The organism is Rhodococcus sp. Ni2 (assembly GCF_021352185.1).
Taxonomy (GTDB): Bacteria; Actinomycetota; Actinomycetes; order Mycobacteriales; family Mycobacteriaceae; genus Rhodococcus_F; species Rhodococcus_F qingshengii.
Map to the genome: position 1 here is coordinate 2,369,525 of NZ_WOXZ01000002.1, position 18,359 is coordinate 2,387,883.

Annotated in this window: 22 protein-coding genes; 16 read left to right on the forward strand and 6 right to left on the reverse strand. The window is 63.0% G+C overall.

The features are described from left to right. The first annotated feature begins 62 nt into the window (after positions 1–62). From pgsA to pdxS, 5 genes are all read left to right on the forward strand, one after another. Positions 63–740, forward strand: coding sequence for a phosphatidylinositol phosphate synthase (gene pgsA, locus GN300_RS24650; RefSeq protein WP_007732918.1), 678 nt, complete (start codon positions 63–65; stop codon positions 738–740). Further along, positions 737–1,639 carry a phosphatidylinositol mannoside acyltransferase gene (locus tag GN300_RS24655; RefSeq protein WP_042919909.1) on the forward strand — a complete coding sequence of 301 codons (903 nt, stop codon included), beginning with the start codon at positions 737–739 and terminating at the stop codon, positions 1,637–1,639. Before pgsA ends, GN300_RS24655 begins: the two co-directional genes overlap by 4 nt. Continuing rightward, complete coding sequence (locus GN300_RS24660) at positions 1,636–2,763, forward strand: glycosyltransferase family 4 protein (RefSeq protein WP_063316452.1); 1,128 nt, start codon at positions 1,636–1,638, stop codon at positions 2,761–2,763. Before GN300_RS24655 ends, GN300_RS24660 begins: the two co-directional genes overlap by 4 nt. Beyond that, entirely contained in the window at positions 2,760–3,782 is a 1,023-nt protein-coding gene (locus tag GN300_RS24665; RefSeq protein ID WP_047269324.1) for an NUDIX domain-containing protein, read from the forward strand. Before GN300_RS24660 ends, GN300_RS24665 begins: the two co-directional genes overlap by 4 nt. A 171-nt stretch (positions 3,783–3,953) precedes the next feature. Further along, the gene (pdxS, locus tag GN300_RS24670; protein ID WP_003943338.1) at positions 3,954–4,862 is read left to right on the forward strand and encodes a pyridoxal 5'-phosphate synthase lyase subunit PdxS; all 909 of its coding nucleotides are present in this window, start codon (positions 3,954–3,956) and stop codon (positions 4,860–4,862) included. Positions 4,863–4,963: 101 nt separating this feature from the next. On the opposite strand, the gene GN300_RS24675 is transcribed toward pdxS, so the two are convergent. Then, positions 4,964–5,440 carry a RidA family protein gene (locus tag GN300_RS24675; protein WP_047269323.1) on the reverse strand — a complete coding sequence of 159 codons (477 nt, stop codon included), beginning with the start codon at positions 5,438–5,440 and terminating at the stop codon, positions 4,964–4,966. 162 nt (positions 5,441–5,602) lie between these two features. Here GN300_RS24675 and GN300_RS24680 point away from each other — a divergent pair, with 162 nt between their 5' ends. From GN300_RS24680 to GN300_RS24690, 3 genes are all read left to right on the forward strand, one after another. Beyond that, positions 5,603–6,025, forward strand: coding sequence for an NUDIX domain-containing protein (locus GN300_RS24680; RefSeq protein ID WP_063316451.1), 423 nt, complete (start codon positions 5,603–5,605; stop codon positions 6,023–6,025). Positions 6,026–6,153: 128 nt separating this feature from the next. Beyond that, entirely contained in the window at positions 6,154–7,665 is a 1,512-nt protein-coding gene (locus tag GN300_RS24685) for an HNH endonuclease signature motif containing protein (protein ID WP_063316450.1), read from the forward strand. 114 nt (positions 7,666–7,779) lie between these two features. Next, on the forward strand, positions 7,780–8,601 hold the full coding sequence (locus GN300_RS24690) for an acyl-CoA thioesterase II (RefSeq protein ID WP_003943337.1): 822 nt from the start codon (positions 7,780–7,782) through the stop codon (positions 8,599–8,601). Positions 8,602–8,636: 35 nt separating this feature from the next. Here the strand turns inward: GN300_RS24690 and GN300_RS24695 are convergent, their stop codons facing one another. Then, positions 8,637–9,260 (reverse strand): hypothetical protein, encoded by a 624-nt coding sequence (locus tag GN300_RS24695; protein ID WP_063316722.1) that lies wholly within the window; start codon positions 9,258–9,260, stop codon positions 8,637–8,639. 79 nt (positions 9,261–9,339) lie between these two features. Between GN300_RS24695 and tesB the strand changes: the two genes are divergently transcribed. Further along, positions 9,340–10,209: an acyl-CoA thioesterase II gene (tesB, locus tag GN300_RS24700; protein WP_007732935.1), complete on the forward strand. Its 870-nt coding sequence runs from the start codon at positions 9,340–9,342 to the stop codon at positions 10,207–10,209. Further along, positions 10,209–10,814 carry a pyridoxal 5'-phosphate synthase glutaminase subunit PdxT gene (gene pdxT, locus GN300_RS24705; RefSeq protein WP_063316449.1) on the forward strand — a complete coding sequence of 202 codons (606 nt, stop codon included), beginning with the start codon at positions 10,209–10,211 and terminating at the stop codon, positions 10,812–10,814. The genes tesB and pdxT overlap by 1 nt, the downstream gene beginning before the upstream one ends. A gap of 25 nt (positions 10,815–10,839) precedes the next feature. On the opposite strand, the gene GN300_RS24710 is transcribed toward pdxT, so the two are convergent. Then, positions 10,840–11,517, reverse strand: coding sequence for a response regulator transcription factor (locus tag GN300_RS24710; protein WP_063316448.1), 678 nt, complete (start codon positions 11,515–11,517; stop codon positions 10,840–10,842). After that, positions 11,472–12,686 carry a sensor histidine kinase gene (locus GN300_RS24715; RefSeq protein ID WP_233405694.1) on the reverse strand — a complete coding sequence of 405 codons (1,215 nt, stop codon included), beginning with the start codon at positions 12,684–12,686 and terminating at the stop codon, positions 11,472–11,474. Before GN300_RS24715 ends, GN300_RS24710 begins: the two co-directional genes overlap by 46 nt. 111 nt (positions 12,687–12,797) lie before the next feature. Between GN300_RS24715 and GN300_RS24720 the strand changes: the two genes are divergently transcribed. Both GN300_RS24720 and GN300_RS24725 read left to right on the forward strand, forming a co-directional pair. Next, complete coding sequence (locus tag GN300_RS24720; RefSeq protein WP_063316446.1) at positions 12,798–12,998, forward strand: hypothetical protein; 201 nt, start codon at positions 12,798–12,800, stop codon at positions 12,996–12,998. Between the two features lies 1 nt (position 12,999). Next, positions 13,000–13,701, forward strand: coding sequence for a GAP family protein (locus GN300_RS24725; protein ID WP_063316445.1), 702 nt, complete (start codon positions 13,000–13,002; stop codon positions 13,699–13,701). A 13-nt stretch (positions 13,702–13,714) separates the two neighbouring features. On the opposite strand, the gene GN300_RS24730 is transcribed toward GN300_RS24725, so the two are convergent. Then, positions 13,715–14,635 (reverse strand): hypothetical protein, encoded by a 921-nt coding sequence (locus GN300_RS24730; protein WP_007732948.1) that lies wholly within the window; start codon positions 14,633–14,635, stop codon positions 13,715–13,717. Beyond that, the gene (locus GN300_RS24735) at positions 14,632–14,988 is read right to left on the reverse strand and encodes a GntR family transcriptional regulator (RefSeq protein ID WP_063316444.1); all 357 of its coding nucleotides are present in this window, start codon (positions 14,986–14,988) and stop codon (positions 14,632–14,634) included. The genes GN300_RS24730 and GN300_RS24735 overlap by 4 nt, the downstream gene beginning before the upstream one ends. Before the next feature lie 145 nt (positions 14,989–15,133). On the opposite strand from GN300_RS24735, the gene GN300_RS24740 reads away from it, so the two are divergent. From GN300_RS24740 to ruvB, 4 genes are all read left to right on the forward strand, one after another. After that, positions 15,134–15,886, forward strand: coding sequence for a YebC/PmpR family DNA-binding transcriptional regulator (locus GN300_RS24740; protein ID WP_063316443.1), 753 nt, complete (start codon positions 15,134–15,136; stop codon positions 15,884–15,886). Between the two features lie 124 nt (positions 15,887–16,010). Further along, positions 16,011–16,580 (forward strand): crossover junction endodeoxyribonuclease RuvC, encoded by a 570-nt coding sequence (gene ruvC, locus GN300_RS24745; protein ID WP_003943325.1) that lies wholly within the window; start codon positions 16,011–16,013, stop codon positions 16,578–16,580. After that, positions 16,577–17,176 (forward strand): Holliday junction branch migration protein RuvA, encoded by a 600-nt coding sequence (ruvA, locus tag GN300_RS24750; protein WP_007732953.1) that lies wholly within the window; start codon positions 16,577–16,579, stop codon positions 17,174–17,176. The genes ruvC and ruvA overlap by 4 nt, the downstream gene beginning before the upstream one ends. After that, on the forward strand, positions 17,173–18,270 hold the full coding sequence (gene ruvB, locus GN300_RS24755) for a Holliday junction branch migration DNA helicase RuvB (protein WP_003943304.1): 1,098 nt from the start codon (positions 17,173–17,175) through the stop codon (positions 18,268–18,270). The genes ruvA and ruvB overlap by 4 nt, the downstream gene beginning before the upstream one ends. Positions 18,271–18,359 lie beyond the last annotated feature (89 nt).

The window sequence follows — 18,359 nt, forward strand, 5'->3', positions numbered from 1 at the left end:
TGGCAGGATGCATTGCTGCAACGAGTTCCGAACCGGAACTCACGACTTGGAGGGTTCCTGCGGTGTTGAGCTTCTTCGGGCGCGCATCGGTGTCCAAGGTGACGGCACCTATGGGGAAGGCGCTGGTCAAGACCGGTCTGACGCCGGACTCGGTGACGGTGATCGGCACGGTGGCAAGCGTCGCCGGTGCGGTGACGCTGTTTCCGTCCGGACATCTGTTCTGGGGAACCATGTTCATCTGGTTCTTCGTCATGTTCGACATGCTCGACGGCGCAATGGCTCGTGCTCGCGGCGGCGGAACGCGGTACGGGGCGGTACTGGACGCGACCTGCGACCGCGTAGCCGACGGCGCGATTTTTGCCGGCCTGGCCTGGTGGGCGGTCTACCACGAGAACAGCAAGTGGCTGCTCGTCGCGACGCTCATCTGCCTCGTCACCTCGCAGGTCATCTCGTACGCGAAGGCGCGTGCGGAGGCGAGCGGGCTGACTGCGGACGGCGGGTGGATCGAGCGCCCGGACCGACTGATCATCGTGTTGGTCGGATCCGGCCTGACGGGTATGGGTCTTCCGTGGGCAATCCACATCGCGATGTGGGTACTTGCCGCCGGAAGCATCGTGACGGTCTTCCAGCGAGTGCTCGCGGTGCGCAATTCCCCTGGCGCTCGGGAACTTCTGCCGATCGCCCCGGCCGCATCGACGGTCGAAGGTGCGCCGGACACGGACGGCGAGGCAGAGAAATGAGCTTTGCCGAGCGTGCAACCGACCTGGGATACGCCGCGGGTTGGCGTCTGGTGCGAAGCCTGCCGGAATCGGTGGCGGTCAAGCTGTTCGACGCCGGAGCGGATTTCGCGGTACGCAAGGGCGGACCCGAACAACTCAGGAAGAACCTCGCGAGAGTTCTGGGCACGACGCCGGAGGAAGTTCCGGATCAGTTGATCAAGGATTCTATGCGCTCGTACGCCCGGTACTGGCGTGAGGCATTCCGTCTACCGTCGATGGACCTGGTCGCGACAGGTAAGGCGTTGCATGCGCTGGTCGAGGGCCAGGAACATCTGGAAAAAGCAATGGCAGCAGGTCATGGCGCGGTATTGGCGCTGCCCCACAGCGGTAATTGGGACATGGCCGGCGTGTGGTGTGTTCAGCAATGGGGTGGGTTGACCTCCGTTGCCGAACGGCTCAAGCCCGAATCCCTGTACGAACGGTTTGTCGAATACCGCGAGAGTCTCGGTTTCGAGATCTTTCCGCTCAGCGGCGGGGAGCATCCTCCGTTCGTCGAACTGTCCAAGCATCTGCGCGAGAACAAGATCGTGTGCTTGCTGGGGGAGCGCGATCTGGCGAAGAAGGGTGTGCCCGTCACCTTCTTCGGAGAACCCACTCGCATGCCCGCCGGCCCGGCGAAGCTCGCGATCGATACCGGCGCGCCGCTACTTCCGGTCCACTGCTGGTTCACTCCCGACGGTTGGGGTTTCAAGATCGACCCGCCGATCGACGTATCCGGCGGAGTCGGCCCGGCCACGCAAGCACTTGCCGACCGTTTCGCGGTCAACATCGCAGCGCACCCCGCTGACTGGCACATGCTTCAACCGCTGTGGCGCTCGGACCTTTCCGAATCGCGGCTCGCCCGCATGGAGGGTGAATGAAAATCGGCATGATCTGCCCGTACTCCTTCGACGTCCCCGGCGGCGTCCAGGCGCACGTGGTGGATCTGGCCGAGGTGCTGATCGAACGTGGTCACAAAGTGAGTGTGCTTGCGCCGTCGTCCGATGACGACGAGTTGCCGGATTTTGTGGTTTCCGCAGGTAAAGCCGTCGCGATTCCCTACAACGGTTCTGTTGCGCGGTTGTCTTTCGGCCCGACGGCGAACAACCGCCTCCGCAAGTTCATCGCGGAAGGTGACTTCGACGTTCTACATATCCACGAACCCAATGCGCCGAGTCTGTCCATGCTCGCGTTGCGCATCGCGGAAGGCCCGATCGTCGCCACCTTCCACACGTCGACCACGAAGTCGTTGGTGCTGAGCACGTTTCAGGGTGTCTTGGCTCCGTATCTCGAGAAGATCAGCGGCCGGATCGCAGTCTCTGAGTTGGCGCGTCGTTGGCAGGTCGAGTCTCTCGGATCCGACGCGGTCGAGATCCCCAACGGCGTCGATGTCGCAGCGTTTGCCGAGGCCGATCTGTTGCCCGGCTACCCGCGCGAAGGTGGAACCATTCTGTTCCTCGGTCGCTACGACGAACCGCGCAAGGGGATGGCCGTCCTCCTCGGTGCGCTGCCGGAGTTGGTCGAGCGTCACCCGGATCTCGAAGTGATCGTGGTCGGACGCGGCGACGAGGAGAAACTCCGCAAAGAGGCGGGTAAGTACTTCAAGCATCTCCGCCTGCTCGGGCAGGTCAGTGACGAGGAGAAAGCGTCGGCGCTTCGCAGTGCGGACGTCTACTGCGCGCCCAATCTCGGCGGTGAGAGCTTCGGGATCGTGCTGGTCGAGGCCATGGCGGCTGGCACTGCCGTCGTGGCCAGTGAGTTGGACGCTTTTCGCCGTGTCCTTCGCGACGGTCAGGCCGGCTTGCTGGTCCCCATCGGGAACTCCGATGCCTTGGCCGAGGCAATCGATTCCGTTCTCGGTGACCCGGATCGACGACGCGCGCTGGTCAACACCGCGACAAGTGTTGTTGCCGAATACGACTGGCCGGTGGTGGCCGAACAGATCCTGCGTGTCTACGAGACCGTCACGGTTGGCGGCGCCGGCGTACGCGTGGTGGGTTCATGACCTTCTCCGCTCTGACGATCTTCATTCTCGGGCTTGTCGCTGCCGTCGTCCTGGTCGTCGGACTGTGGGCGTACGGGACGGCGAACCGACTCGATCGACTGCATGTGCGTTCGGATCAGTCGTGGTTGGCGCTCGATGCGGCTCTGTCCCGTCGTGCCGCGGTTGTCCGCGCGGCGGCGGTGGACATGAACGCCGACGACGCGCGCAGATTCGTCACCTTGGCGGACGCCGCCGAACGTGCGGATCGTCAGGATCGCGAGCTTGCCGAGAACCGGCTGTCCAATGCTCTCGCTGCCTACGGCACGACGTCGCTGCGACCTCAACTGGTGGCCGAGTTGGCCGATGCCGAGGCGAGGGTCCTGATCGCTCGGCGGTTCCACAACGACGCGGTGCGCGACACTCTCGCGTTGCGTACGCGTCGACTTGTTCGCTGGCTGCACCTCGGGGGAACGGCACCGCTACCTCAGTACTTCGAGATATCGGAGCGCACGACCGCGGCGGCGGTGCCCGAGGGCATCACCGTGGATACGTCACGGACCTCTGCCCGCGTGGTGATGCTGGACGAGGACGATCGGGTGCTGCTGTTGCGCGGCCACGATCCCAAGATCCCGAACACTTACTTCTGGTTCACCGTCGGCGGAGGGCTCGAACGGGGCGAACACCTACGGGCGGCTGCCGTTCGTGAGATCGAGGAGGAGACCGGATTCGTCGTGGCTCCGGAGAATCTGCGAGGTCCGCTCTGGCGGCGTGTGGCGATTTTCCCGTTCGACGGTGAGCTGATCCGTTCGGAAGAGCTGTTCTTCGCTACGCGCACTCACGGCTTCGAGCCGGTCTTCCAAGGCCACACCGAATTGGAGCAGCGTGCCATCACCGGCCATCGCTGGTGCAGCGCCGACGAGATCCGCCAATTGGCCAAGTCCGGTGAGCCGGTCTACCCGTTGGATCTGGCAAACCTCCTGGTGGAAGCGGCGACGATCGCGGACGGTACCGAGGATCCGGAAGTGCGTTCCATCCGCTGATCTTTCGGTCGTTCAGTGCTCGCGGGCAGTCTAAGGCCAGCAATGGCAAATTGGATACGGAATCGAAGGCCGGTTAGTCCTAGAGTTCTGGCCAGAGGCCTCCGAGCGAATGAACTCGTGTGTTCGCCGTGCCTCGTTTCTTTTGTCACGCCACTACTGCAGGAGTTTGCTGTGAGCACCCCCGACTCTGCCCCCACCACCGCCATCGGCACCGCCCGCGTCAAGCGCGGCATGGCTGAAATGCTCAAGGGCGGTGTGATCATGGACGTGGTCACCGCTGAGCAGGCCAAGATCGCCGAAGACGCAGGCGCCGTCGCCGTCATGGCACTCGAGCGGGTCCCCGCAGACATTCGCGCACAGGGCGGCGTCTCGCGCATGAGCGACCCGGACATGATCGACAGCATCATCTCCACCGTGAGCATCCCCGTCATGGCCAAGGCACGCATCGGTCACTTCGTCGAAGCGCAGATCCTGCAGAGCCTCGGCGTCGACTACATCGACGAGTCCGAGGTCCTGACCCCGGCCGACTACGCCAACCACATCGACAAGTGGAAGTTCACCGCTCCCTTCGTCTGTGGCGCCACCAACCTCGGCGAAGCGCTCCGTCGCATCAACGAAGGCGCGGCCATGATCCGCTCGAAGGGTGAAGCAGGCACCGGAGACGTCTCCAACGCCACCACCCATATGCGCACCATCCGCGGCGAGATCCGCCGGTTGACCTCGCTGAGCGAGGACGAACTGTACGTAGCCGCCAAGGAACTGCAGGCCCCGTACGAACTGGTCGTCGAGGTCGCCAAGGCCGGCAAGCTGCCTGTCACCATGTTCACCGCCGGCGGCATCGCCACCCCGGCAGACGCTGCCATGATGATGCAGCTCGGCGCCGAGGGCGTGTTCGTCGGATCGGGCATCTTCAAGTCCGGCAACCCGAAGCAGCGCGCCGAGGCCATCGTCAAGGCCACCACGTTCTACGACGACCCGGACGTGCTCGCCAAGGTCTCGCGCGGACTCGGCGAGGCAATGGTCGGTATCAACGTCGACGACCTGCCTGTCGGACACCGCCTCGCAGAGCGCGGTTGGTGACAGCAGGTTCGACGACCGGGCTCAGTGCCTGAAAGTCCTCACAGACGAAGGGGCGGCGGTTGCGTTGGCAACCGCCGCCCCTTCGGGGTGTGGCAGACCGATCAGATGCTGTCCGATACCTCGAACACGAACTCGACCTCGACGGCACTGTTTCGGGGTAGTTCGGCGACGCCGATCGCGGAGCGTGCGTGTTGTCCTGCCGTGCCGAAGATCTCGGCCAGCAGGTCGGAGGCGCCGTTGATCACCTGGGGTTGCTGCGAGAATCCGGATCCGGAAGCAACAAATCCAACAACCTTGACGACGCGAACGATGCGATCGAGCCCGACCAAGGCATCGACGGCCGCGAGTCCGTTGAGTGTGCACAACCGCGCCGCCTGGGCGGCGTCTTCGACGGAGACACCTTCGCCCAACTTGCCGATGCACGTCGTAGTGCCGTCGACGAGCGGCAATTGTCCCGACGTGTAGACGTATGCCCCCGTCTGAACAGCGGGGAGGTAGGAGCCTGCCGGGGTAGCGACCGGCGGGAGGGTCAGGTCGAGTGCTGCGAGTCGTGCGGTCCAGGTACTAGCGTCGTTCATCGGTTCCTCAATGGGTTCTTTTGTCCGGGAATGGTGTTCGAGTCTGTCATCGGGAGTCTCGGCAAGTCCAAGTCGTATTTGCGCCCACCCCATCACTTTTGGTGATATTCGCCGTCGTCGGATTCAAAATGGTGTTCGAGTTGGCCACCTAAACTGTGTCGTATGTCGTCAATTCGTAACATCTCACTGGGGATACCTGTCCGTTCCGGTCACATACACATACTCGACGGCACGGACTCTGTCACGGGGGAGAACTTTCATCGATTGATCGGTGGCGGTATCGAGTTCGGTGAGACGGCCGAGGCAGCGCTGCGGCGCGAGTTCGCGGAGGAACTCGGCGTCACGTTGGGAAGCGTCGAGTTGCTCGAGGTCGTAGAGAACATCTTCGAGTTCGAGGGGCGACCTGGGCATGAGATTGTCCATGTCTTTGGAGTCGACTCGGCTGACATCGATGCGTTTCCGCTCGACGTGCAACTCCGAGTCCTAGACGAAGGTAGTCCAGTCCACTGGGTATTGAGTGGTGGGTCCGACCGCCCTATCTACCCGGCCGAAGCTGCCCGCATTATCAACGCCCTCGTTCAGTAGGGGAATCCGTTGCCGGAACACGAGTGGCCGCAAAGGTTGCTCCGCAACAATTTTCGGTCAATCAGGATTGTTCGGACTGATTCCTGGAAATCATGGATATCGAACGTATATTCGAATAATGTTGAGGAATGTTCGATGACGGAGTAGGAAGTTCGGGTACCGCAGCGCAGCTGTCCGGTGCTGAATCCGACTGCGCCCTCATCGATCTCATCGCCGAACTGCATGCGCGCGAATCGATGCTCGTGGAACGGAAACTGGCTGCCATTGCCGAGTTTTTCGAGCGTCGCAGCGCTGACCACACTGATAACGGTGCTTGGTCGTCTACCGCTCACGAACTGGCTGAGGCCGAGCTCGGCGCGGCATTGACCATGGGCCGTGCCGCAGCGGGAAAGTTGATCGGTCTCGGCTTTTCTCTCAAGACTCGCCTCCATCGCACGCGTGCCGCCATGGCGCGCGGAGAACTGGATCTGTATCGAGTCGGATTGATCGACTCCGCTACGGCCAACGTAGCCGACGATTTGATCGACGAGGTGGAACGGCAACTCCTCGAGAAGATCTCGGCGCCACCGATGCCTGGCGGTACCGGCTTGACGGGTCGCCGATTGACAGCGGCTATCGACCGGATCGTCGCCGTGGTGGATCCCGAGGGGATACGCGAACGTCGACGCCGCGCCCTGGCTGATCGGTTCGTGGGTGTGAGCGCTGCCGAGGACGGAATGGCGCGGATATTGGGGAGTATTCCGGCGGAGGAAGCACGGGCTTTCGACCGTCGGTTGCGGGAGTTGGCAATGTCGGTGTGTCGACACGATTCCCGTAAGTACGAGCAACGACGAGCTGACGCATTGGGAGCGTTGGTATCCGGGTCGACGATTCTGCCGTGCGATTGCGGCCGGGACGAGTGCCCACAAGATCGAAGCGGGATTGTGGTGGTGCGTCGGCCGTTGGTTCACGTGGTCATGCTGGAATCAACGCTTCAGGGCGGTGACGCACCAGGTGCAGACGAACCCGCTCACCTCGACGGTTATGGAGTGATCAGTGCAGAGCATGCGCGTGACATCGCCGCGGGTGCGCTGATTCGGAAGGTGAAGGTACCAGCCGATGCCGCGCTCGAGTCTTCCGGTGAGGGCGAGCCAGTACCTCCGCCCGTTGTTCCTTCGGCGTCGGTCTACCGCCCCGGCGCTGTCCTCGACACCTGGGTGCGGGTGATCGCAGGAAGCTGCCAGTGGTTGCACTGCGATGTCGCTGCATGGAATTCAGATCTTGATCACACTGAGCCCTTTGATCATCGCGATCCCACTTGTGGTGGAAAGACCGTGGCGTCGAATCTGAGTGCCTATTGTCGAAACCATCACCGCCTCAAGCATTCCGGTCAGTGGTTGCATATCTCGAACCCGGACCGGAGTGTCATGCTGACCTCGCCGACCGGACATTGCTACCGAACGAGGCCGTCAGGTCTGCTGGCGGGAATGCTCGAGCCTGTACTGCCCGAGGGTGGTCGGCGTCGGCGCACACGTCTGGAAAACAAAGCCGCTCGTGTGCGGGGTGAACGCCGGCGGCAGCGGTTACGAATGCACCTCCGAATGAAGAAGAAGGCCCGGAGGAGGACCTTCGACGGCGGAGACGATCCACCGCCATTCTGAGTCGATGCGCCCCGTCGCTCAGTGTTTTCGGATGCCCACTTTGGTGGCCGGGGGTGCGTCAGGCATTGTGTGAAGGTCGGTAGACGTCGGTACACGGGAAGATGTGGAGCATCGATGGCGAGGATCGAAGAAATTCTGGAGTTGGAACGCCTCGAGCGGGACATCTTTCGAGGAATCATCGCGGAGACCACCCTGACCCGCACTTTCGGCGGCCAGGTCGCCGGACAGGCATTGGTGTCGGCGGTACGCACGGTCGATCCGGCCTACTCGGTTCATTCGTTGCACGGATATTTCCTGCGTCCGGGAAATCCGATGGAGCCGACGGTTTTTCTGGTTGATCGTGTTCGGGACGGTCGATCGTTCGCGACCCGCTTGGTCACCGGAATTCAAGACGGGCAAGCCATTTTCACGATGTCGGCGTCCTTCCACGTCCAAGACGAAGGCATCGAGCACCAGGACGAGATGCCACCCGTTCCTGACCCCGAGACCTTGGCCATCGCCCAGGATTCGGAGGATCCCGAGACTGCGTGGCTGGCGCGTGAGTGGTCCGATTGGGACCTTCGAATGGTGCCGAAGGCCGACATCGACAAACGTCCGGGCGCTGCCGCGCAGCAGCAAGTGTGGTTTCGTTCCCGCGAGGCACTCCCGGACGACCCGGTATTTCACGTGTGCACGCTTGCCTACATGAGCGACATGACGCTGCTCGGATCTTCCCGCGGCCCCCACATGGACGTGGCCATGCAAAGCGCTTCGCTCGATCACGCCATGTGGTTCCTGCGGCCGTTCCGCGCCGACGAGTGGCTGTTGTACGACCAGACGTCGCCGTCAGCGGGCTTCGGTCGCGCACTGACGCAGGGACGAATCTTCGACAGCCGAGGAAATATGGTTGCTGCAGTCGTCCAGGAGGGTCTGACCAGGCTGTATCGCCCGAAGTGAGGTCGGCCGACGTGAGATCAATCGCAGTGAGACCTTCACTGGCGAGACCGCACCGCAGGCCGGGCCGGATGGTCGTATCTGACCTCGAAATCGACCTCCTCGGACACTTCTGATCGGTGTTCGAGGAGTGCCTCGACGGTCCACAGATCTGCCTCCGGTGTGTGCCGCCGCATGGCAGGTTCGCTCATGTCCAGGCGGACGCTGACGTCGAACTCCAGCCCGCGCCCGAGCAACATCGGACCGGCGATCACGATGACCGCGCGCTCATGGACGGGGATACGGGTCGAACGAGCCGATCGATCGGTGGGTTCGTCCCAGAGTTTCGGCAAGAACGCCCGTTTGGTGCGGGCTGCGGTGATCACTTCACGATCGAGTGCCCGATAGTCGAACCAGATAGTGCGGTAACTCAGCGCATCCTCGTGGCCGAACTCGTATCGCAGCGAAGCCGGCCGCACGTAGTCGTGCAGTGACACAACAGCACTCGGCCTGTTGCGCGACTCGACGGCGGTGCTGACCAGTTCCGCGAGCCGAGACGGCTGTGCACAATCAGGTCCGTCGATCGCTACTACCGCCACCGACGGAAACGATCCGCTCAGCGTTGCAATCTGCTCGGCCAAGGCGAGGGGACTGGACGGGATGAATGTACTCACGCCCACCATGGTGCCGTGCCCGCTCGCCGAGGCGATATTGTGAACCGTCATCGCGCCCAGTGCGGCGGTCTATGTTTTCGGAGGACTCATGGTTGGTATCGAGGAGATCCTCGCGCTCGAACACCTGGAGAAGGACATCTTCCGTGGTGCGGTCCATCCCACCGCACTTCAACGGACGTTCGGCGGGCAGGTTGCCGGGCAGTCGTTGGTTTCTGCCGTGAGCACCGTTGACGAGAGCTACCACGTGCACTCGTTGCACGGGTATTTCCTGCGCCCGGGCAATCCGAAGATTCCGACGGTCTACCTGGTGGACCGCATCCGCGACGGGCGCTCGTTCTGCACCCGCCGGGTGAATGCAGTTCAGGACGGCAAGACGATCTTCACGATGTCGGCCTCGTTCCACGTCGACGACGAAGGTATCGAGCACCAGGACCGGATGCCCTCCGTTCCGGCGCCGGAGGACTTGCCGGACGCGCAGACCGTTCCGAAGTTGGCTGAATCGCAGTTCTATCAGGAGTGGAAGAACTGGGACATCAGAATTGTGCCCGCTGAGCAGAGCGCGTCAGCGCCGGATCTCGCCGCGCAGCAACGCGTGTGGATGCGCTACCGCGAGGCTCTGCCGGATCGTCCGTTGCTGCACATCTGCACGCTTGCGTATCTCAGTGACATGACCCTGCTCGGAACTTCGAAAGTCCCGCACCGCGGCGTGAAGACGCAGACTGCTTCGCTCGATCACGCGATGTGGTTCCTGCGTCCGTTCCGGGCCGACGAGTGGTTGCTCTACGACCAGACATCGCCGTCGGCAGGTTTCGGTCGCGCGCTCACTCAGGGGCGTATCTACGATCGCGATGGCAACATGGTGGCAGCGGTGGTTCAGGAGGGTTTGACGCGTCTCGAACGCGAACCCGACAGCCATGAGAGCAAGAACAGCCGTGAGAACAAGACAGGAACTGTGTGATGACGCGTCCGTTGATCGGTGTACTCGCCCTCCAAGGTGATGTTCGCGAGCACCTTGCCGCACTTGATGATTCGGGTGCGGATGCCGTGGGTGTCCGACGGCCGGAGGAGCTGGACAAGGTCGACGGAATCGTGATTCCGGGTGGCGAATCCACCACCATGAGCCGGCTTCTGCAGGTGTTCGAACTGTTGGATCCGCTGCGTGAGCGTCTTCGCGGGGGGCTGCCGGCCTACGGTTCGTGTGCCGGCATGATTCTGCTGGCGAGCGAGGTACTAGACACCCGGCCGGACGCCGAGCATCTCGGCGCCATCGACATGACGGTGCGCCGCAACGCTTTCGGTCGGCAGGTCGATTCTTTCGAGTCCGACCTGGCGTTCGAGGGCATCATCGGTGATCCCATTCGCGCTGTCTTCATCCGCGCGCCGTGGGTGGAGCGAGTTGGGCCGGGCGTTGAGGTCCTTGCGCAGGTTCCCGCCGCCGCGGGGGAGGCCGCGGGCCGGATCGTCGCGGTTCGGCAGGGCTCGGTGATCGCCACTTCTTTCCATCCCGAGGTTACCGGGGACCGTCGAGTGCACGAGATGTTCGTCGATCTGGTTCGCGGATAACTGGAGTAGTCAGCCTCGGCCGAACCTACAGCTCCAGTTCGCGGGCAAGGATCGCCGCCTGGACGCGTGAGGTGAGGTGCAACTTCGACAGAACTCGCGACACGTGCGACTTCACCGTCGGAGCACCGACTCCGAGTTCACGCGACAGTTCGGCGTTGGACATACCCGTACCCAACAGCGCGAGGACCTCGCGTTCACGGTCGGTGAGCTCGCTCAATCCCAGCGGTTCGGTGGGTTTGGGTGCGCGCTGCACGAACTCGCCGATCAGGACACGCGCCGCGCGCGGAGCGAGCACTGCATCTCCGGCCGCGACGTTGCGGATAGCGCTGGTCAGCTCGTCCGCGGTCGCAGTCTTGAGCAGGAATCCCGAAGCACCGGCGCGCAGGGCCGCGAAGACGTATTCGTCGAGGTCGAAGGTGGTCAACACCAGAACCCGGCTGCGGGTCGTCCCGATGATCTGACGCGTCGCCTCGATGCCGTCGGTGCCTGGCATCCGGACGTCCATGAGTACGACGTCGGGTTGATGCGTGCGGGTGACGGTGATCGCCGACGCTCCGTCACCGGCTTCTGCGACGACATCGATGTCGTCGTGCTGCCGCAGGATCATCGCGAGTCCCGACCGGATCGCGGCGTGGTCGTCGACCAGGGCGACGGTGATCACCGATCCGTTCCGTTCGGCGCGGGGACCGGTAGCTGTGCGCATACCGTCCATTCTCCGTCGACCGGAAGTGCGTCGAGTGAACCGCCCAGCAGTTCGGCGCGGTGACGCATGTTTGCAAGTCCGTGCGTTCCCGCCCGAAAACTGGATGTGTCGCGACCGACGGGGTTTCGGATCTCGATCTGTAATGCATTGTGCTGGAAAGAGATCGACATCGAGATCGGCGCACCGGGCGCATGTTTGAGTGCGTTGGTCAAGGCTTCCTGGGTGATCCGGTACGCCGTGTGATCGACCACGCTCGGCAGGTCGGCAGTATCGATGTCGATCGCAACGTGCACGGCGGCGCCGGCTGCCCGAACTGCATCCAGGACTACGGGTAACTCGGTCAGCCTCGGGGGAGAGGAACGCGGGTCCGGGGTCTCGTCGTCCCCGGCGTGGAGCAGTTCGATCATCGACCGCATCTCGGAAAGGCCCGCGAGACTGCTCGATCTGATCGCCCCGATCATCTCCCGCAAACCGTCGTCGGGTTCACCCCGTTCAGCGGCGAGAGCTGAGGTGGACAGTGCCGCCTCCGAATGGATGGCGATGGCGGAGAGGTGGCTTGCGATCACGTCGTGCAGATCGCGCGCCATGGTCGCGCGTTCGTGAGCGACCGCGGCCTCGCGGTCCAGAGCGGCGAGTGCTTCGTGGACTCTGGAACGCTCGCGTTCGGCCTCGGTCAGTTCGACTTGTCGACGGATGACCAGTGCCCACCACACCGGTGTACCGAAGAACAGAGCGGTCACGACGCCTGCCCCAGCCGCAGCGCGGACGTCCTGGGCGGACAGGTAGACGAGGGCTGTGAGCGCGGCAACCGTCACTGCGGTCAGAGAACAGACCACTCGGCCCAACCGCGCCGTCCCGTACAGAACTGCGGCGTAGGTGAGATCCGAGAGGACCAGCCACATCGGCAGAGTGGGTCCCAGGGCGGCGTCGACCGCGACGATGACGGCCCCCGCCGCCAAGGCCGTTGCCGGACGCACCCGCCGGAACGAGTCGATCGCACACAGCAGAGCCAGCATCCCGATCCGAACCCCGGCGGGAACGTCGGCGACACCTCCGACATCTGTCCACATTTGGTACAGGCCGACCAGGTAGAGGAGTACCCCGATCGCGAACAGGCCGAAGGCGATGAGCGGATCGTTCCACTTGCCGACACTCCGACTTCTGGTCACCACAGACTTATCAGAGCACATCGGGGCGCCTGACTTGTCATACCAAATGATGAGGTCGGCGTTGTTCCGATGGCTGATGTGCGGATTCGAGAGAGAAGACAGGCTCGACGTATGAAAATTCGCTTCGAGTTGATGATCGGCATTCTCTTGGTCGTCGGTGGCGGCTGTCTGTGGCTGTTCGCGCGTGACGCCGAGTTCTTCTGGTTTCGCGGCGGGCCACTCGGCGTGATCCTCGCGATCATCGGTGCCTTCGACATCGTGAATGCAGTCCGAACGAGGGAGACAGCGATGCTCGAGCGCCGAAACGACTGACGTGGAACTCGTCCTGATCACGTCCCTGGGCGGGCTCGCCCTGCTGGACAGTACGAGCATCGGAACTTTGGTCGTCCCGGTCTGGATGTTGTTGATGCCGGGACGACCGCAGGTTCGCAGGCTGCTGACGTATCTGGTGGTCATCACGACGTTCTATTTTGTTGTCGGGGTGGCAGTCTGGACGACGGCACGGGCAGGTATGCCTGTCGTCGCCCCGCTGCTCGAAACCCCCGCCGCCCGCGGTGCGCAGTTGATTCTCGGTATCGCGTTGTTCGCGTGGAGCTTTCGATTCGATTCCGAGAAGAGGCGCACATCCGGTCAGGCCGATCGAACCCATGTTTGGCGAGAGCGGGTGCTCGGCTCGGCCAGTTCCGCGAGAAGTGTTGTACTTCTGGCGATTGCTGCCGGAACCGCCGAATTGGTGACGATGCTGCCCTACTTGGCGGCGATCGCGATGATCACCGCTGCTGGGCTGTCCGCAGTCACGTCTGCGTCGATACTTGCCGGATACTGCCTGATCATGGCCACTCCGGCAGTGCTTCTGTTGTGCGGGCGGATCGTGGCCGGCGACCGACTGGACAAGCCGCTGAGCGGGGTGGACTCGCTGATGTCTCGCTACGGCGACAGCGCGATGGGTTGGGTGTTCGGCATTGCCGGCTTCTACCTCGCCGGCAATGCCGCTGCCGTGTTGTTCGTGAATTGACGTTGTTCGTGAATCAACCAGCCTGAACCAACGAATTGATCAGCTTCACACCGTCTTCCGGGTGATCGACGGTCACGGCGAACAGTCGTCCGTTCTCGAGAGTGACCACGATGGCCTCACCCGAGCGGAGAGTGACGGCTGTTCCGCGCGGTGTAATTCGGTAACCCCATCCGCCCCATTCGGCCGGACGTATCGCGTCGACTGATGCGGACTTCACCTTCGAGATGGGGATCTTCTTCCATTGAACGCCCCAGGAACTGATGCCGACACCGTGACGGTCGACGCGCACGGTGACCGACGCGAATGCTGTGACGGCGAGGGTGGACACACCCAGGATCACGGCAACCCACCAATCCGAGTACGCGGCAGTCGCGATCACGAGAACTACGAGGCCGGCGGTAACGATCCACGGCCAGACGCTGCGGACCTGCCCGACCCACACTGCACGTTCGGAGGCCGTCAGCGGAGTGTCGAGCGTCGGGGTCGGCAGTGGCGACTCCGGTCCGCTTCGTTGCTGGTCAGGCAGCGCGTATGCCAGAACTCCTACGAGTACCGCCGCGATCGGCGCAAGAATCCACCAGCCGATACGCGCGGCTTCCGGCGACCCGGCGTCGATCGTCAGGGCGACGCTCAGAATCCAGATCGTCGCCAGTGTCGCACTCGAGATCGAGGTTACGGCGAGAAACAAGGGCGCGTTGTCGCTCGAACGGGCCGCGACGACACAGGCGCAAACGACAGCCACCAGAGAAATCACCAGCGCGATGGCGAAAAACGTCGTCGTGGTGCTGAAGCCGTCCGGGGTCGATCCGGACCAATGGCTCGCGACGGTCTCGGGTAGGCGGTCACCCCACGCGAAGCGTGCGAGAACCAGGATCAGGGTCGGGATCAGAGTCAGCGAAGCTGCTGTCCAGAGTCGGATCTTGCTGGTCGTCATTGTGTGCTGGTCTCCTTGATGAGGTCGAGCATGTGCGCGGTGTCGAGTCCGAGATTTCGGGCCTGCCGTACGAACTCGCGCGCAGATTCGTTGAGAGCTGTTCTTCCCGAGTCGAATTCGGCGCGAATGACGGCGCCACGTCCGCGTCGGAGGTCGATCAGGCCTTCGTCGCGGAGTGTTGCGTACGCACGAAGAACCGTGTGGAGATTGACGTCGATCGACTCGGCGAGAGCGCGAGCGGACGGCAGGCGGTCACCTGGTCCGATCTCACCGCGGATGACCGAGCCACGAACCCCGGCTGCAATCTGCTCCGCGAGTGGAGTTGTGGAGGCGTGATCTATTCGGACAAACATGTTTGCATTCTATGCAAACAATGCGCGGTTTGACTAATTCGTGTCGGGGGATGCAGCGAGTTGTGACGTGGGACGGGTAACATCGGCAGAGCTGAAAGACGCGCATTCGGCGTGCGCAACGCAGCAGGAAAGGGGCTTGAATCGCATGAGCGGCCACTCAAAATGGGCCACCACCAAGCACAAGAAGGCTGTGATCGACGCACGTCGTGGCAAATCCTTCGCGAAGCTGATCAAGAACATCGAGGTGGCGGCACGAACCGGCGGTGGCGATCCCACGGGCAACCCCACCTTGTACGACGCCATCCAGAAGGCGAAGAAGACGTCTGTTCCCAATGACAACATCGAGCGTGCGCGCAAGCGCGGCGCCGGTGAAGAAGCGGGCGGCGCAGACTGGCAGACCATCATGTACGAGGGCTACGGACCCAACGGCGTCGCCGTCCTGATCGAGTGCCTCACCGACAACCGCAACCGCGCAGCCGGTGAAGTTCGCACCGCGATGACCCGTAACGGTGGCAACCTCGCTGACCCGGGTTCCGTCTCCTACCTGTTTGCTCGCAAGGGTGTCGTCACGCTCGAGAAGAACGGCCAGTCGGAGGACGACGTCCTGATGGCTGTGCTCGACGCCGGTGCCGAGGAAGTCACCGATCTCGGTGACACCTTCGAAATCGTCAGTGAGCCACAGGATCTGGTTGCCGTACGGTCGGCACTTCAGGAAGCCGGCATCGACTACGACTCCGCCGAAGCCGATTTCCGCGCTTCCGTCGAGGTTCCCTTGGATGTCGACGGCGCACGCAAGATCTTCAAGCTCGTCGACGCGCTCGAAGATTCTGACGACGTGCAGAACGTCTACACCAACATCGATCTGTCCGACGAGGTTCTCGCGGCGCTCGAAGACTGATTGCTTTTCAACTCAACCCGGCCCTGACGTCCGCGTCCGGGCCGGGTTGCGTGTTGATGCGGGGTAGTAGTCCCGCGCACCGCTAAGCTATCGAACAGCTGTTCGGTATGGAGAGGTGTGACAAGTGCGCGTGCTCGGAGTGGACCCAGGCTTGACTCGCTGCGGGTTGGGAGTGGTCGACGGGAGCAACGGCAGGAAAGTGCGCCCCATTGCGGTCGACGTGGTGCGGACTCCGGCCGAAATGGACCTCGGTTCTCGGCTTCTGCGGATCTCCGATGCGGCTGAACTGTGGATCGAGCAGTACAAGCCGGAGGTGGTCGCGATCGAGCGCGTGTTCGCGCAGCACAACGTCAGTACCGCGATGGGGACGGCGCAAGCAGGCGGAGTTGTCGCGCTCGCTGCCGCCAGACGCGGCATTCCGGTGTGTTTCCACACGCCCAGCGAGGTGAAGGCCGCCGTCACCGGCAGCGGTAACGCCGACAAGGCGCAGGTCACTGCGATGGTGACGCGAATTCTGAATTTGAAGACGGCGCCGAAACCGGCTGACGCTGCCGACGCTCTGGCGCTGGCGATCTGTCACTGCTGGCGAGCACCGATGATCGAGCGGATGGCCCGCGCCGAGGCGATGGCCGCTGAACAAATGCGTAAGTATCAGGCAAAATTGGCCGAGACGAAGAAGGCAGGTTCACGATGATCGCGTCGGTACGCGGCGAGGTACTCGATATTGCGCTCGATCACGCGGTCATCGAAGCGTCAGGTGTCGGCTATCGGGTCAATGCCACCCCGGTGACTCTCGGTGCGCTGCACCGGGGAAGCGAAGCGCGACTGTTCACGACGATGATCGTTCGCGAAGACTCGATGACGCTGTACGGTTTTTCCGATACCGAGTCGAAGGACCTGTTCAGCCTCCTGCAGACGGTTTCCGGAGTCGGACCGCGCCTGGCGATGGCAACTCTCGCAGTTCTCGAACCGGACGCGCTGCGGCGGGCGCTCTCGGAAGGCAACCTGACGGCGTTGACGAGGGTGCCCGGTATCGGAAAACGCGGCGCCGAGCGCATGGTTGTCGAACTGCGTGACAAGGTCGACGCCGTCGCGACGACGGCCGGCGCGGCGTCCGGTGTCGTCGTCGGCAGTTCGATCCGTGATCAGATCGTCGAGGCTCTCGAAGGTCTGGGCTTCCCGATCAAGCAGGCTGAGCAGGCCACGGATTCGGTTCTGGCGGAATCGCCCGAGGCCACCACGTCGGTCGCACTGCGTTCTGCTCTGTCGCTGCTCGGTAAGACTCGATGAACTTCGACCCGATCGACGATTTCGACGACGAGTCGCAGGTCTCTGCCGAATTGGTGGCGGGAGACGGTGATGTCGAAGCGAGTCTGCGCCCCAAGAGTCTCGACGACTTCATCGGTCAACCTCGTGTTCGCGAACAACTGCAGCTCGTGCTCACCGGAGCAAAACTTCGCGGCAGCACGCCTGATCACATCCTGATGTCCGGTCCCCCCGGGCTCGGCAAGACGTCGATGGCGATGATCATCGCGGGGGAGTTGGGCTCTTCTCTGCGGTTGACGTCCGGACCGGCGCTCGAACGCGCCGGAGACCTGGCTGCGATGCTGAGCAACCTCGTCGAGGGCGACGTGTTGTTCATCGACGAGATTCACCGAATCGCTCGTCCGGCCGAGGAGATGTTGTACCTGGCCATGGAAGACTTCCGTGTCGACGTCGTCGTCGGTAAGGGGCCGGGCGCCACGTCGATTCCTCTGGAGGTTGCACCGTTCACGCTGGTCGGTGCGACTACGCGGTCGGGTGCGCTGACCGGTCCGTTGCGCGACCGCTTCGGGTTCACCGCTCACATGGATTTCTACGAACCCGAAGAGCTGCAACAGATTCTGATGCGTTCGGCCGGAATTCTGGGCGTCGATCTCGAAGTTGACGCCGGTGCCGAAATCGCACGACGCTCGCGGGGGACACCGCGTATCGCGAACCGATTGCTGCGCCGGGTTCGCGACTTCGCCGAGGTGCGCGCCGACGGAATCGTCACCATGGACGTCGCTCAGGCGGCCTTGGCCGTCTACGACGTGGACCAGTTGGGCTTGGACCGTCTCGACCGTTCGGTACTGAGTGCTTTGGTGCGTTCGTTCGGCGGCGGGCCCGTCGGCGTGTCGACGCTTGCGGTGGCCGTCGGCGAGGAACCGTCGACGGTGGAAGAAGTGTGCGAGCCGTTCCTGGTCCGGGCCGGAATGATCGCCCGGACGCCGCGAGGACGTGTGGCTACCGCCGCTGCCTGGACTCAACTCGGAATGACACCGCCGCCGGATGCCGCAGCGGGGGGTATCGAGGTTCGTGTCAACGAACCGCAGGCCACGTTGTTCGATCCGAACGGCGAGTGAATTTCGACTGGAAAGGCCTACTTGAACGGCCGATCTGTCAGGAATCCTCAGCAACTAATGGCACACTGGTGTATTGCGTAGGTCCATCC

What these genes read in the sequence shown, in the direction of transcription:
- GN300_RS24720 (WP_063316446.1), top strand. Translation starts at nt 12,798, where the DNA reads ATGAAAATTCGCTTCGAGTTGATGATCGGCATTCTCTTGGTCGTCGGT.
- GN300_RS24665 (WP_047269324.1), top strand. Translation starts at nt 2,760, where the DNA reads ATGACCTTCTCCGCTCTGACGATCTTCATTCTCGGGCTTGTCGCTGCC.
- ruvB (WP_003943304.1), top strand. Translation starts at nt 17,173, where the DNA reads ATGAACTTCGACCCGATCGACGATTTCGACGACGAGTCGCAGGTCTCT.
- GN300_RS24655 (WP_042919909.1), top strand. Translation starts at nt 737, where the DNA reads ATGAGCTTTGCCGAGCGTGCAACCGACCTGGGATACGCCGCGGGTTGG.
- ruvA (WP_007732953.1), top strand. Translation starts at nt 16,577, where the DNA reads ATGATCGCGTCGGTACGCGGCGAGGTACTCGATATTGCGCTCGATCAC.
- GN300_RS24660 (WP_063316452.1), top strand. Translation starts at nt 1,636, where the DNA reads ATGAAAATCGGCATGATCTGCCCGTACTCCTTCGACGTCCCCGGCGGC.
- GN300_RS24730 (WP_007732948.1), bottom strand. Translation starts at nt 14,635, where the DNA reads ATGACGACCAGCAAGATCCGACTCTGGACAGCAGCTTCGCTGACTCTG.
- tesB (WP_007732935.1), top strand. Translation starts at nt 9,340, where the DNA reads ATGGTTGGTATCGAGGAGATCCTCGCGCTCGAACACCTGGAGAAGGAC.
- GN300_RS24675 (WP_047269323.1), bottom strand. Translation starts at nt 5,440, where the DNA reads ATGAACGACGCTAGTACCTGGACCGCACGACTCGCAGCACTCGACCTG.
- GN300_RS24685 (WP_063316450.1), top strand. Translation starts at nt 6,154, where the DNA reads ATGTTCGATGACGGAGTAGGAAGTTCGGGTACCGCAGCGCAGCTGTCC.
- GN300_RS24735 (WP_063316444.1), bottom strand. Translation starts at nt 14,988, where the DNA reads ATGTTTGTCCGAATAGATCACGCCTCCACAACTCCACTCGCGGAGCAG.
- GN300_RS24690 (WP_003943337.1), top strand. Translation starts at nt 7,780, where the DNA reads ATGGCGAGGATCGAAGAAATTCTGGAGTTGGAACGCCTCGAGCGGGAC.
- GN300_RS24710 (WP_063316448.1), bottom strand. Translation starts at nt 11,517, where the DNA reads ATGCGCACAGCTACCGGTCCCCGCGCCGAACGGAACGGATCGGTGATC.
- pdxT (WP_063316449.1), top strand. Translation starts at nt 10,209, where the DNA reads ATGACGCGTCCGTTGATCGGTGTACTCGCCCTCCAAGGTGATGTTCGC.
- GN300_RS24680 (WP_063316451.1), top strand. Translation starts at nt 5,603, where the DNA reads ATGTCGTCAATTCGTAACATCTCACTGGGGATACCTGTCCGTTCCGGT.
- GN300_RS24740 (WP_063316443.1), top strand. Translation starts at nt 15,134, where the DNA reads ATGAGCGGCCACTCAAAATGGGCCACCACCAAGCACAAGAAGGCTGTG.
- GN300_RS24695 (WP_063316722.1), bottom strand. Translation starts at nt 9,260, where the DNA reads ATGGTGGGCGTGAGTACATTCATCCCGTCCAGTCCCCTCGCCTTGGCC.